The sequence below is a fragment of the Roseicella sp. DB1501 genome, from assembly GCF_013112485.1.
Taxonomy (GTDB): Bacteria; Pseudomonadota; Alphaproteobacteria; order Acetobacterales; family Acetobacteraceae; genus Paracraurococcus.
This window is the reverse complement of record NZ_JABFHG010000013.1, coordinates 180,620-194,104: the sequence shown is the minus strand read 5'-3', so window position 1 is coordinate 194,104 and position 13,485 is coordinate 180,620. Positions and strand designations below refer to the sequence as shown.

Genomic DNA, 13,485 nt, shown 5'->3' with positions numbered 1-13,485 from the left:
CAAGGGCGACAATCTCGCCGAGACCAACGAGCACTTCACCATCACCCTCTCCCCAAGCCCCCACTCCGCCAACCCCGTCACACTCGGAACCACCAAATCCGCCGAAGGCATCATCACCGACGATGACCCCGGCACCCGCCCGGATGACGGCGTGCCGCCGACCGCCGACGTGCATCTCATCGACGATACCGGCGCCGAGGACGACATCACCTACGACGCCAGCCTCGGCGGCGGCAGCAACAACGCGGCCACGATCCGGGTGGACATCGACGGCGGCAGCAACATCCCGGGCGGCCGCAGCTTCACGGTGGTGCCGGCTGCGAACGGTGAATGGTCGCTGCCGGCGGCGACCTCGGCCCTGGCGGACGGCGCGCACACCGTCATCGTCACCGCCATCAACCAGGCGGGCGTGAGCGGCCCCTCCAGCTCCTACGCCTTCACCCTCGACACCACGGCCCCGGTGGTCACGGCCCGGCTCGTCGCCGATACCGGCCGCTCCTCGACCGACGGGATCACCTCGCAGTCGGGGCTGATCGGCACCGGCGAGGCCAATGCCTCGGTCGAGCTGGTGATCGACGGCGCGCCGGCCGTGACCGTGCCGACCAACGCCGCCGGCATCTGGCGCTTCACGCCGGCGGGGCTGGCCGACGGGGTGCACCACGTCACCGCGCGGGCGACCGACATCGCCGACAATGTCGGGTCGCAGACGCTGGACTTCACGCTCGACCGCGTCGCGCCGGCCTTCTCCTTCGGCGATATCGACTACACGACCAGCGGCAGCGCGCTGCTCGGCTACACGCTCTCGGGCCTCGCCGAGACGGGGAGCACCGTCAGCGTCACGACCAACGCGACCTTGCTGGGCACCGTTGCCGCGGTGGGCGGCGCCTGGTCGGTCCCGGTCACGCCGGCGGTCCCGAGCGGCGTCCAGTCGGTCCTGACCATGTCGGCGACCGATGATGCGGGCAATGCCAGCGCCAATGCCCGCCTCGGTCTCATCGTGGGGACCGCCGGGAACGGCTTCCATGCGGCAACGGGCGCCTTCGCCACCATCGCCGACCTCATCCTCGGCCTGGACGGCAACGACACCCTGACCGGCGGCTCGGGCAACGACACGCTGGATGGCGGCCAGGGCGCCGACCAGCTCTTCGGCGGCCTCGGCCAGGACAAGCTGCTGGGCGGACTCGGCGCCGACAGCCTCTGGGGCGGCCGGGGCAATGACTCGCTCGATGGCGGCGATGGGGCCGACCAGCTCTCGGGCGAGGACGACAACGACGTGCTGCAGGGCGCCGCCGGCACCGACAGCCTGTTCGGCGGCACCGGGGCCGATACGCTGCTCGGCGGTGCCGACCAGGACAGCCTCTGGGGCGGCACCGGCAACGACTCGCTCGATGGCGGCGACGGCGCCGATTCCCTCTCGGGCGAGGACGGCAACGACATCCTGCTGGGCGGCGTCGGCGCGGATACCCTCTTCGGCGGGAACGGCATCGACACGCTGCTCGGCGGCGTCGGACTGGACAGCCTCTGGGGCGGCGCCGGTGGCGACTCGCTCGATGGCGGCGACGATGCCGATCAGCTCTCGGGCGAGGACGGCAACGACATCCTCGCCGGCGGGGCCGGCGCGGATACCCTCTTCGGCGGGAACGGCGCCGACACGGTGCGCGGCGAGGACGGCGCCGACAGCCTCTGGGGGGCTGCCGACAACGACCTGCTGGAGGGCGGCGCCGGCGACGACCGCCTCTCGGGCGAGGCCGGCAACGACACGCTGGCCGGCGGCAGCGGCGCGGATAGCCTGATCGGCGGCTCGGGCCTCGACATCTTCCGCTTCCTGGCGCCCGCGGATGGCGGCGACACCATCACGGACTTCAACCGGGTGGATGACGACCTGGAGATCTCGGTCTCCGGCTTCGGCCTCGCGCCGGGATCCGTCGCCCTGGCGTCGAACCAGCTCGTCCTCGGCGGCCAGGCGAATGCCGCGATCGGCCAGTTCGTGTACAACCAGGCGAACGGGCAGCTGCTGTGGGATGCCGACGGGACCGGCGCCGTCGAGGCGGTCCTGCTGGCGACCCTCACCAACCGGCCCGCGCTGACCGTGGCCGACTTCCACCTCATCGCGTGAGGTGCGACAGCCCCGGCATCCCGGACGGCGTGCGGTCCGGGATGCCGCGGCTTGGCTTTCCCCCTGGCCGTCGCGGCCTCGCCAGCGACGGCCGGCGCGCCTCAGATCGCCGGCGCGTCCAGCACCTCGAAGACCGAGCCGCCGTAATCCGCCTCGGCCGGGATGGTCAGCCGCCAGCCCGCCTCGGTCTGGATCATCTCCGGCATCACCGTGACTACGCGGGCCTCGCGGCTCGCCGCCAGCGCCTCGGCCACCGTCGCATGGCGCGCCAGCTTCTCGAGGTTGCGCCGGGTCGGGAAGACCAGCCGGCGCAGCCCGGCATTCGCCTCCTCAATCGCCTGGCGCGGGCGGATCCAGACACTGTCCTCGCTCTCGAAGCCATCGTGCACCGCCACCTGGTCGGGCGGCGCGGCGGCGAGGAAGAACTGCGTGTCGAAGCGCTTGCTGCGCGAGAGCGGCGTGATCCAATGGGCGAAATGCACCATGCCATCGATCGCCGGCTCCAGCGCCTCGGCCTCCAGCACCGCCGAGAGCGGCGTCTCGCCCTTCGCCACGCGGGCGCGGTGCAGCGCCTCGATGCCGAGCAGCCGGGTCGCGTCGATCAGCCCGGCGCCGCCGCGCGGCCGGGCGAGCAGCACGCCGCATTCCTCGAAGGTCTCGCGGATGCCGGCGATGCGGAAGGCGTCCAGCCCCTCGCCGCCGGCGAGGCGGCGGTCATCCTCCTCGACCCGGCCGCCGGGGAAGACCAGCGCGCCGCCGGCGAACTCGATCTGCCGGTGCCGCACCACCATGAACACCTCGATCCCCTCGCTGCCGTCCCGCACGAGGAGGATGGTCGCGGCGGGCCGCGCGGGAACGGGATCGGCGGGCCGCGCGGGGACAGGGTCGGCGGGCTGGGCGGGTCTGGTCTCGGTCATCGTCTCTCCTACTCCACGCGCAGGCCGAGGCTGCGGACCAGCGGCGTCCAGCGCGCGATCTCGGCCTCGATGAAGGCGGCGAATTCCTCCGGCGTGCCGCCGATCGGCTCGCCCGCCTGGCGGGTGCGAATCGCCTCGGCGACGGCCGGCTCGGCCAGGATGGCGTTGAAGACGCGGTTCGCCGCCTGGGTGAGCTCGGGCGGCAGGCTGGCCGGGCCGACCACGCCGTTCCACACCACCGCCTCGAAGCCCGGCAGGAGCTGGGCGATGGGCGGCACGCCCGGCAGCAGCGCGACCGGGCCGCGGGTCGAGACCGCCAGCGCCCGCATCTTCCCCTCGCGGATGAAGGGCAGCGCGGTCGAGACGGTCATCAGGGTCGAGAGCGTCTCCCCCGCCAGGATGCTGCGCGCCACCTCGGCGCCGCTGCGATAGGGCACCGGCACCATGCGCAGGCCGAGATCGCGGTTCATCGCCTCCTGCGCCAGATGGCCGGCATAGCCGATGCCCGGATGCGCATAGGGCATGTCGCGCCGCGTCCGGGCCAGGGCGACGAAGCCGGCGAGGTCGGCGGCCGGCAGGCTGGCCGGCACGACGAGGACGAGCGGCATGTTGGCGAGGTGGCAGATTGGGGTGAAGGCGGTGGTCGGGTCGTAGGGCGTGGTCGGCTGCAGCTCGCGGGCGATGGCATTGGCGCCGAGATCGGCGAGCATCAGCGTCGCGCCATCCGGCTTCGCCTGCGCCACCACCGCGCCGGCGATGGTCCCGCCGGCGCCGCCGCGATTCTCGACGACGAGGCTCTGGCCGCCGGCCAGCGGCGGGAAGGCATTGGCGAGGCTGCGGGCCAGGGTGTCGGCGGCGCCGCCGGCCCCGAAGGGGACGACGAGGCGCACCGGGCGGTCGGCCAGACCGCCGCCGCCGGCGCGGCGGAGGCACCCAGCGCCGCCAGCCATGGCAGCAGCACGGCCCTGCGCCGTCCCAAGCCCATCGGACCCTCCTCCACTCTCCCAGGAGCCTGCCGCCATGGCCGGGGCGGCGCAACCGCCCCGCCTTCCCTCCATGCCTTCTCCCCGGTAGGGCGGGGGCAGGCTCCGGCCCGCCGCCTCACCCATGCCGTCAGGGGATTCGCATGACCTGGTCCATCCTCGCCCATGACCCGGCCACCGGCGCCTTCGCTGTGGCGGTCGCCACCTGCAATTTCGCCGTCGGGGCGAGTTGCCCCTTCGTCAGGTCGGGTGTCGGGGCGGTCTCCACCCAGTCCTTCACCAACCGCTACCTGGCCCCGGCCATCCTCGACGGGCTGGCCCGCGGCCTGGCGCCGGCGGATGCCATCGAGGGAGCGCTGGCCGGCGATCGCGGGCGGCCGATCCGGCAGGTGCATGCGGTGGACCGGCATGGCCGCGCCGCCGCCTGGACGGGCGGGAATTGCGTCGAATGGTGCGGCGATGCCGCCGCACCCGGCGTCTCGGTCGCCGGCAACATGCTGGCCGGGCCGGCGGTGGTGCAGGAGACGCTCGCCGCCTTCCAGGCCGGCGCCGACCTGCCCCTGCCGGAGCGGCTGATGGCGGCGATGGAGGCCGGCGAGGCGGCGGGCGGCGACCGGCGCGGGCGGCAATCGGCGGCCATGCTGCTGACGACCACGGAGGATTTCCCCGACCTCAACCTCCGCGTCGACGACCACCGTGAGCCGCTACCGGAATTGCGCCGGCTGCTCGGCCTTTGGCGCGAGACGCGCGCGCCCTTCCTCGGCGAGGCGCCGCGGAAAGCCGACCCGTCCGGCCATTGCGACATCGACGCCATCGAGGCGGGCTGGATCGCCCGCGGCGTGACGCTCCGCTTCCGCCGCTAGACCATGATCCGCTCACACAGGCTCGCGGATCATGGTCCAGGCCGTTGTTTGATCGCGTGAGTCACGCTGTTCGGTGAGTCCACCTCAAGCGATCACGCTCTAACTGTTCCCTACGAAGCCGCTACGCGTCTTCGCGGGGGCCCCGTGATTCGCAACAGGCCGAAGATGCGTCACAGCCAGCCGAGGCGAAGCCTCGGCCGGGCAACGGGCGGCGACGGCGTCGCGGGGGCGGCGCCGTGCTGGCATGATGCATTGCCGCAACCGGGAGAAGGGCGCATGGCGGGCATCGAGAAGGGCCGGATCCTGATCCGCGGCGGGCAACTGGCCGATCCCGCCCGCCGCCGCGCCGAGCCGGATATCCTGGTCGAGGACGGCGTCATCCGCGCCGTCGACGCCGGCCTGCCGGTGCCGGAGGATGCGCGGGTGGAGGATGCGGCGGGGTTGCTCCTGCATCCCGGCCTGGTCAATGCGCATACCCATGGCCATGGCGGCCTCGCCCGCGGCCTCGCCGATCGCTGGACGCTGGAGCTGCTGCTGGCCGCGGCGCCCTGGATGGGCGGCGGTCGCAGCCTCGCCGACAAGAAGCTCTCCGCCCAGCTCTGCGCCGCCGAGATGGCGCTGAAGGGCGTCACCGCCTGCTACGACCTCTATGCCGAGGCGCCGCTGCCGAGCCGCGACGGGCTGGATGCAGCGGCCGAGGCCTATGCCGAGGTGGGGCTGCGCGCGGTCATCGCGCCGATGGTCGCCGACCGCACGGTCTGGGAGGCGGTACCGGGGCTGAAGGACGCCCTGCCCGAGCCGCTCCGCCGCCAGGTGGAGGGCAGCGGCGCCGCGCCGGGCGAGGCGGTGCTCGCCGCCATGGCGGAGATCCTGAAGCACTGGCGCTGGGCGGGGCAGGACATCCGCGCCGCGCTGGCGCCGACCATCCCGCTGCATTGCGCCGACAGCTTCCTCTGCGGCTGCGCCAGGCTCGCCACCGAGCATGGCGTGCCGCTGCAGAGCCATGTCGCGGAGAGCAAGCTGCAGGCGCTGGCCGGGCTGCAGCGCTACGGCCGCAGCCTGGTGCGGCACCTGGACTCGCTTGGCCTGGTCGGGCCGCGCTTCTCGGCGGCGCATGGCATCTGGCTCACCGACGATGACCTGCGGATCATGGCTGACCGGGACGCCGCCATCGCGCACAATCCGGGCAGCAACATGCGGCTCGGCAACGGCATGTTCCGGCTGCGCCGGGCGCTCGATCTCGGCGTGGCGGTCGGCATCGGCACGGATGGCGTCTCCTCCTCCGACACCTCCAACATGTACGAGGCGATGCGCGCCGCCTTCCAGCTCGCCGCGGTGCAGGGGCCGGATCCGGCCGCCTGGGTGAGCGCGGAGGAGGTCTGGCGGGCCGGCACCCTGGGCTCGGCCCGGCTGCTCGGCTTCGAGGACATCGGCGCCATCGCCCCCGGCATGAAGGCCGACATCGTCTTCCTCGACCTCGCGCATCCGAACTGGATGCCGCTGAACGGCACGGTGAACCAGCTCGTCCATACCGAGGATGCGAATGCGCTGCGGCACGTGATGGTGGGCGGGCGCATGATCGTGCGCGACCGCCGGCTGCTGACCATCGACCTCGCCCGGCTGGCGCGCGAGGCGGAGGCGGCGCGGGCGCGGCTGGAGGCGCTGAACGCCGAGAAGCGCGCGCTCTTCGCCCTGCTCGAGCCGGTGGTGCGCAGCTTCTGCCCCGCCTTCGCGCGGCAACCCTATCCGGTGCGGCGCTATCTCTGCGACCCGGCGTGATATCGACGCCCCTGGACCATGGTCCGTTCACTCCGGTGCACGGACCATGGTCCAGGTCGTTGTTTGATCGCGTGAGTCTCGCCTTCGGTGAGTCCACCTCAGGCGATCACGCTCTGGACCATGATCCGTTCACTGATGCCGAGGCGCCGATCCCGGCTGGACGCGGGGCGCGGCGAGGACAACCATCGCGGCGCAGCAGGAGCCGATTGCCAATGCCGGAATTCGTCGATCTCTCGCGTGAGATCTTCCACCGCACCCAGACGCATCCCAGCCACCCGCCGGTGGTGATGACGGTCTGGAACGACCATTCGGAGCAGAAGCGCGCCGGCAACACCACCTTCACCAGCAAGGCGCTGTCGCTGGCGATGAGCGACCATGCCGGCACGCATGTCGATGCGCCGGTGCATTTCGACCCGCGGCCCGGCGCGCTCTCCATCGACCAGGTGCCGCTCGGGAATTTCTACACCTCCGGCATCTGCCTCGACCTCGGCCATGTGCCGCTGAAGCATGCCATCACCGTGCCGGAGATGGAGGCGGCGCTGGCCGCCTCGGGGCAGGAGATCCGGCCGGGCGATACGGTGCTGCTCTGGATGGCGGTGAATGAGCGGCTGCTCGGCAAGCCCGGCTACCAGCATGATTTCCCGGGCCTGGCGCTCGAGAGCGTGCACTGGCTGGCGGATCGCGGCATCGGCATGTTCGGCGTCGAGGCGATCAGCCCGGCGCCGGAGGGCGAGTTGAATTTCCAGGCCCACATGGCCTGTGCCGAGCGCGGCATCACCCATATGGAATGCCTCGCCAATCTGCAGGCGCTGGTCGGCCGCGGCCGCTTCACCTTCATCGGCTTCCCGCTGAAGATCCGCGGCGGCACGGCGAGCCCGATCCGCGCGGTGGCGATGTTCGGCTGAGCATGCCGCCGCGCGCTGCCGACGGCATGGCACGCGCGTTGCAGCGCCGGCCCGCCATGCCTGCCCTGCCTCACCGCCGCCTGCCCCGCCGCGCGCTGCTCGCCGCCCCGCTCCTCCTGCCCGGCCCCCTCCGCGCCGCGGCCTGGCCGACGCGGCCGCTGCGCTGGATCGTCAACTTCCCGCCCGGCGGCGCCGCCGACACCCTCTCCCGCGCGCTCGGCGAGAGCATCGGCATGTCGCTCGGCCAGCCCATCGTCATCGAGAACCGTCCGGGCGCCGGCGGCATGGTCGGCGCCGAGCTGCTCGCCCGGGCGCCGGGCGATGCGCATCTCGTCATGATGTCGAGCGCCGCCTCGCATGGCATCGGGCCGGTGCTCTACCCCAACCCGCCCTATGACCCGCTGCGCGACTTCACCCATCTCGGCCTGGTCGGCAGCTTCGCCAGCGTGCTGGTGGTCAATCCCGGCGTGCCGGCGCAGAGCCTGGCGGAGTTCCTGGCGCTCGCGCACGGCCGGCCCGGTGGCCTCGCCTATGGCACCGGTGGCAACGGCACCATGAACCACCTTGTCGGCCAGCTCCTCGCCCGCGCCGCCGGGGTGGAGCTGACGCATGTGCCCTATCGCGGCTCGGCGCCGGCGCTGGCGGATGCGATCGGCGGGCAGATCCCGGCGGTGATGGAGAGTCTGCCCATCGCCCTGCCGCATCTGCGCGCCGGGCGGCTGCGCCCGCTCGGCACCAGCGAGGCGGCGCGCGATGCGGCGGCGCTGGACGTGCCGAGCTTCACCGAGGCGGGCTTCCCGGCGGCGCGCAGCACCAACTGGTTCGGCTTTTCGGCCGCCGCCGGCCTGCCGCCCGAGATCGGCGCCCGCTGGGTCGCGGCGATTCGCGCTTCGCTGCAGGATCCGGCGCTGCGCGAGCGCTTCGCCGGCATCGGCGTGCTGCCGGGACCGATGGACCTGGCCGCCTATGCTGCCCTCATCTCCAGCGAGCTGGAGCGCTGGCGCGGCGTGATCCAGGCCGCCGGCGTGAAGCCGGATTGATACCAGGCACGAATGCTTCACCTTCGCGCCCCTCAAACGCCGGGCGCAAACCTCCGGTTTGCCTAGGCCTTCGCGGCGTCGCGCCATTTGGCGCGACGCCGCGGCGCCCATTCGGGCGCTCGGCTCTGCGGGCCGCAGGTCGGAACTTCGCGCGCCAGGTATGAGCGCGCTGCGGCCAGGATCAGGGCCGCGGCCCGACCGCCCGGGTCAGCCAGGCCTCCAGCCAGTCCGCGACCTCGAGGCTGTTGCGGTCCTGCATGAGCATGTGCGAGTTGCCCTTGATGCCGAGCTCGGACAGCACCGCATTCTCCACCTTGCCGCCGGCGGCGTGGGCCGCCGCGGCGAAGTCCCGACAGCCCTTCAGCCGCAGCGCCCAGCGCGACGACTGGTCGACATAGTCGCCCCAGAGCACCAGGATCGGCAGGTCCCGGTAGGGCGCCATATCCGCCTTCGCCGAGGGGCAGGCGCCCGGCTCGATCGAGACGATGCCGGCAATGCCCGCACGGTTCAGCGCCGCCGTCTGGAAGGGGTAGATGCCGGATTGCGAGTGGCTGACCAGCACCGCGCCGTCCAGCCGCTGCGCCAGCTCGGACAGCGCCGGCACGGTCGGGTTCGGCGTCGGCAGGCTGTTCAGCCAGTCCGGCACCATCTGCTTCCAGAACTCCGCCTGCGCCTCGAGCGGGAAGAGCATGCCGGGGAAGACCTGCGGGTATTCCTTGCCGAAGCGGAAGATCGCCCAGGCCGGCTCATGTCCCGCCGAGAAGACGGTCGGCAGCTCGTCGGTCGGCGCCCGGCCGCTGCGGACGCGGTTGATCCCGACCGGGCTGGCGGCGGAGCGGCCGCGCCAAGCCTGGTCGAGGACATAGACCGGATGGCCGCGGCGGAGGAAATACTCGTCCCAGCCCATGCGCCCGTCCGGCGTCGTCTCCCAGGTCTTGCCGGTGAGGCAGCAGCCATGGACCAGCACCAGCGGCCGGCCCGTCCCGCCGGCCGGAACCTGGTAGCGGACATAGACCTGGTCGACGGTGATGGTGCCGCTCGCCGCATAGGCCGGCAGCGTCGAGAGCGCGTCCGAAGCGACGTCGCGCCCGCCGAGGAAGAAGCTGCCCTGCCGCTCGATGGCGAGCGGGCCGCCGGGCAGCGGCGCCGCGGCAGGGGGCGCTGCGGGGGCCGGCGGTTGCGCCAGGGCCGGCAGGCCGGCGAGCAGCGCGGCGAGGCCGGCGGCCAGGGCCCGGCGCATCGCGCCGCCGCTCATCCCGGCTCGATCCCCGCCTCGCGCGCCCGGGCGCCGAGCTCCTGGATCTGCTTGCGCAGGAAGTCGCGGAACCATTCCGGCTCGGTCGGCCTCGGCACGTAGCCGAGCCGCGCCACCCGCTCGGTGAATTCCGGCTGGCGCAGCACCGCATTCATCGCCGCATTTCCGCGGGCGATGATCGCGGGCGGCGTGCCGGTCGGCACCGCCATGCCGAACCAGAAGCGGAAGCCATAGCCCGGCAGGACCGAGCCGACGGGCGGGATGTCGGGCAGCAGCGCGAAGGTCTCGGGCTGGGTGATGCCGATGGCGCGCACCTTGCCCTCCTTCATCTGCGGCACGCCGGCCGGGATGTCGGTGAAGGTGCAGTCGATGCGGCCGGCGACGACATCGGTCAGCGCCTCCGGCCCGCCGCGATAGGGGATGCCGGTCATCTCGACGCCGGCCATCCGCGCCATGGTGGCGGTGGCGATATGGGCGCTCTGGTTGCCGTAGCTGAAGGTGAGCGCGCCGGGCTTCTGCTTCGCCAGGGCGAGCAGCCCCTTGAGGTCGCGCGCCGGGTGGTCGGCCGGGACCACGAGGATATAGGCGGTCTCGGCCATGTAGCCGATCGGCGCGAAATCCTTCACCGGGTCGTAGGGCAGCTTCGGCACCACATAGGGGGCGAGCGCGCCGTTGGTGACGGAGAGCACGCACCAGGTCAGGCCGTCGGTGCCGGCGCGGGCGGCGCTGTCGGTGCCGACCACGCCGTTGCCGCCCGGGCGGTTGTCGATGATCACCGCCTGGCCGAGCTCGCGCCCCAGCGGCTCCGCCAGGTGCCGCAGCAGCGTGTCGGTGACGCTGCCGGCGGGGAAGGCGACGACGATGCGCACCGGCCGGTCCGGCCAGTTTCCCTGGGCGCGCGCCGGCAGGGCGAGCAGTGCCGGGGCGGCGAGCAGGGCGCGGCGGGGAACGACCAGGCGAGGCAGCATCACTTCGCCCTCCCGAGGAAGCGGTGGATCTCGGTGTTGTCGGCCTTCGGACCGAGCGCCGCCACCGCCTCGCTCCACAGCGCGCGGCAGAGCTGCAGCGCCTGCGCCTCCACCCCGGTCTCGGCCGAGATCGCGCCGGCGGTCTCCAGATCCTTCCGCATCAGCCCGAGCTGGAAGCCGCCCTGGTAGCGGCCGGGCAGGATCTCCTGCTTCACCTTGGTCTCGGTGGCGATGTTGCGGCCGGAGGAGGCGTTGAGCACATCGGCGAAGATGCCGAGATCGAGCCGCATCGCCTCGGCCATCCGCAGCGCCTCGGCCGTCGCCAGCAGGCCGGCGGCGTAGACGTAGTTGTTCAGCGCCTTCATGGCATGCGCGCTGCCGGTGGCGCCGGTGCGGATCAGCGCCTCGCCCATGTCGCGCAGCACCGGCTCCGCCTTGGCCCAGGCGGCGTCGTCGCCGCCGGCCATGATGGCGAGGGTGCCGGCGCTGGCCTTCACCACGCTGCCCGAGACCGGCGCGTCGATCAGCGCCGCGCCGCGCGCCGCGGCCAGCGCCGCGAGACGCTGCGTCTCCGCCGGCAGCGAGGAGCCCATGTCGATGACCAGCTGGCCGGGCCGCAGCGCCGCCAGCAGCCCGCCCTCCCCTTCCATCACCTGCGCGACGACGCGGCTGTCGGGCAGCATCAGCACGATGACCTCGGCGCCGTCCGCCGCGCCGGCCGGCGCGGCGGCGAAGCGGACCGCCTCCGGCGCCGCGCCCTCGGCCAGGGCGGCGCGCGCCGCCTCGCTGCTGTCGCAGGCGATGAGGTGCCGGCCACGCCGCAGCAGGCTGCGCGCCATCGGCAGCCCCATCATGCCAAGGCCAATGAATCCGACCGGTGCGCCGGCTGCGGCCATCTCGTTCCCTCCAGAGGATCGCTTCGTGTCGCTGCGATGCTCCCCTGCCGGCCGGCGGCTGGCAAGGCACCCCCTTCTGGAAAGCCCCCGTCCGGGGCGTCGCTCAGCCGGCGCGCTGCAGGTCGCGCAGGGCGCGGTGGCTGATGCGGCGGACGCGGTGCAGGGCGAGCAGCGTGGCGATCTCCGGATCGGTCAGGCAGGCCGCGTCATGGCCGCGCAGCGCCGCATGGCGCGGATCGTAGCCGGCGAGCTCCGGCCCCGGCTCGGCCGGATGCGCGAAGACCTCGGTCACGCCGGGCGCCAGATGCGGGATCTCGGCGAGCAAGACCTGACGGGTGCGGTTCGGCCAGGGATAGAGCAGCGCATCGGCGCAGAGCAGGCCGCGCGCCCGCGCCGCCTGCCGCGCCGCATCGGACGCGAGGCGCAGCGGCAGGCGGAACTCCGCGGCGAGGTCGAGATAGACTGCCCGCAGGTCGGGCCGGCCGAGCAGCACGTCCATATGCGTGTCGAGATGCGTCACATCGACGCCCCAGGCGAGGGCGGCGGCGATCTGCGCCCTCGCCTCGGCATGGGCGTCGGCGGCGGCGATCCGACCGAGCGCCTCCTCGCGGCTGGCCCAGAGGAAGCCGTCCCCGTCATGCAGCGAGGCGCCGGCGGTCAGGCCGCGCCAGCGATAGCCAGCATATTCGCTGGTGAGGGTGAGATGCACTCCGACGGGCAGGTCGCCCAGCAGCCGCACCGCCTCCGGCGCCCAGGGACAGGGCACCATCAGCGAGGCGCCGGTGGCGAGGCCGCGGGTCATCGCCGTCAGGCAGGCGCGGTTGGCCGCGTGGCTGGAGCCGAGATCGTCGCAATTGACGATTAGCAAACGGTCGCCGGGTGCATGGCCGAGCCGCTCCGCCAGGGTCGGCCGCCCCGTCCGCGTCTCGCCGGCCTTGAGGTCAGCCGGAGGCGCCATCAGCCGGCCCAGCCCGGCTTGCGCTTCGCCTTGAAGGCGGCGATGCCCTCTGCGGCCTCCTCGCTCGAGGAGGTGCGGGCGAAGGCGGCGGCGCCGGCCTCGGCATAGCCCTCGGGCGAGACCGGGCCGAGGGCGGCGAGCAGCCCCTTGGTCTCGGCCAGCGCCCCAGGCGCGCCCTGCAGCACCGCGGCGATGGTCGCCTCGAGCTGCGCCGCGAGCGCCGCGGCATCGGGCAGCATCCCGTGCACCAGCCCGATGCGCGCCGCCTCCGCCGCCTCGATCACCGTGCCCTCCAGCACCAGACGGGTCGCGGCGGTGCGGCCGGTGCGGCGGGCCAGCCAGGGCAGGATCTGCGCCGGCACCAGGCCGCGCCGCACCTCGGGCGCGGCGAAGCGGGCCGTCGCGGTGGCGAAGGCGATGTCGGCGGCGCAGCAGAAGCCCAGGCCGCCGGCATGGCAGGCCCCCTCCACCGCCGCGACCACCACCTGCGGCAGGGCCGAGATGGCGGCGAAGCGGGCGCCGGTGCGGCGGTTGCGCGCCTCCGCCCGGGCCAGCCGCTCGGCGGGCGGCGCGTCGGAGGCGACCTCGGTCAGGTCGAGCCCGGCGCAGAAATGCCCACCGGCGCCGGCGATCACCAGCACCCGCGCCGTGCGGTCCGCCTCCAGTTCCGCGAGCAGCCGGTCCCAGGCCTCGCCCATGGCGGCGCTGAGGGCGTTGCGGAGCTCGGGCCGGTTCATCGTGGCGCGCACCACCGGCCCCTCGCGGGTCACCAGCAGCGGAGTGTCATCGGCCATGGGGGTCTCCC

The 13,485-nt window shown here is 73.4% G+C and carries 12 protein-coding genes; 5 read left to right on the top strand and 7 right to left on the bottom strand.

Annotated elements, in window-relative coordinates; all coding sequences use genetic code 11:
* The coding region (locus HJG45_RS22855) for an Ig-like domain-containing protein (RefSeq protein WP_254452718.1) at window positions 1-2,116 on the top strand (2,116 nt) is incomplete at its 5' end.
* Between the two features lie 101 nt (window positions 2,117-2,217).
* On the opposite strand, the gene HJG45_RS22850 is transcribed toward HJG45_RS22855, so the two are convergent.
* Both HJG45_RS22850 and HJG45_RS22845 read right to left on the bottom strand, forming a co-directional pair.
* A complete protein-coding gene (locus tag HJG45_RS22850; RefSeq protein WP_217363012.1) occupies window positions 2,218-3,033 on the bottom strand; it encodes an NUDIX hydrolase in 816 nt (271 codons plus the stop codon).
* Window positions 3,034-3,041: 8 nt separating this feature from the next.
* Window positions 3,042-3,923, bottom strand: a complete 882-nt coding sequence (locus HJG45_RS22845; RefSeq protein WP_171615401.1) for a tripartite tricarboxylate transporter substrate-binding protein — start codon at window positions 3,921-3,923, stop codon at window positions 3,042-3,044.
* 236 nt (window positions 3,924-4,159) lie between these two features.
* Here HJG45_RS22845 and HJG45_RS22840 point away from each other — a divergent pair, with 236 nt between their 5' ends.
* From HJG45_RS22840 to HJG45_RS22825, 4 genes are all read left to right on the top strand, one after another.
* A complete protein-coding gene (locus HJG45_RS22840) occupies window positions 4,160-4,879 on the top strand; it encodes a DUF1028 domain-containing protein (protein WP_171615399.1) in 720 nt (239 codons plus the stop codon).
* A 276-nt stretch (window positions 4,880-5,155) separates the two neighbouring features.
* Window positions 5,156-6,658 (top strand): amidohydrolase family protein, encoded by a 1,503-nt coding sequence (locus HJG45_RS22835; protein ID WP_171615397.1) that lies wholly within the window; start codon window positions 5,156-5,158, stop codon window positions 6,656-6,658.
* Window positions 6,659-6,870: 212 nt separating this feature from the next.
* A complete protein-coding gene (locus HJG45_RS22830) occupies window positions 6,871-7,563 on the top strand; it encodes a cyclase family protein (RefSeq protein WP_171615395.1) in 693 nt (230 codons plus the stop codon).
* Between the two features lie 56 nt (window positions 7,564-7,619).
* Window positions 7,620-8,603 (top strand): tripartite tricarboxylate transporter substrate binding protein, encoded by a 984-nt coding sequence (locus HJG45_RS22825; protein ID WP_171615393.1) that lies wholly within the window; start codon window positions 7,620-7,622, stop codon window positions 8,601-8,603.
* Between the two features lie 181 nt (window positions 8,604-8,784).
* Here the strand turns inward: HJG45_RS22825 and HJG45_RS22820 are convergent, their stop codons facing one another.
* The 5 genes from HJG45_RS22820 to HJG45_RS22800 all read right to left on the bottom strand — a co-directional run bounded on the left by HJG45_RS22820 (window position 8,785) and on the right by HJG45_RS22800 (window position 13,474).
* Window positions 8,785-9,858, bottom strand: coding sequence for an esterase (locus HJG45_RS22820; RefSeq protein ID WP_171615391.1), 1,074 nt, complete (start codon window positions 9,856-9,858; stop codon window positions 8,785-8,787).
* Complete coding sequence (locus HJG45_RS22815) at window positions 9,855-10,826, bottom strand: tripartite tricarboxylate transporter substrate binding protein (protein ID WP_171615389.1); 972 nt, start codon at window positions 10,824-10,826, stop codon at window positions 9,855-9,857. Before HJG45_RS22815 ends, HJG45_RS22820 begins: the two co-directional genes overlap by 4 nt.
* Window positions 10,826-11,722 (bottom strand): NAD(P)-dependent oxidoreductase, encoded by an 897-nt coding sequence (locus tag HJG45_RS22810; protein ID WP_171615387.1) that lies wholly within the window; start codon window positions 11,720-11,722, stop codon window positions 10,826-10,828. Before HJG45_RS22810 ends, HJG45_RS22815 begins: the two co-directional genes overlap by 1 nt.
* Window positions 11,723-11,825: 103 nt before the next feature.
* Window positions 11,826-12,680: a ChbG/HpnK family deacetylase gene (locus HJG45_RS22805; protein ID WP_171615385.1), complete on the bottom strand. Its 855-nt coding sequence runs from the start codon at window positions 12,678-12,680 to the stop codon at window positions 11,826-11,828.
* Window positions 12,680-13,474 (bottom strand): enoyl-CoA hydratase/isomerase family protein, encoded by a 795-nt coding sequence (locus tag HJG45_RS22800; RefSeq protein WP_171615383.1) that lies wholly within the window; start codon window positions 13,472-13,474, stop codon window positions 12,680-12,682. The genes HJG45_RS22805 and HJG45_RS22800 overlap by 1 nt, the downstream gene beginning before the upstream one ends.
* Window positions 13,475-13,485: the final 11 nt, after the last annotated feature.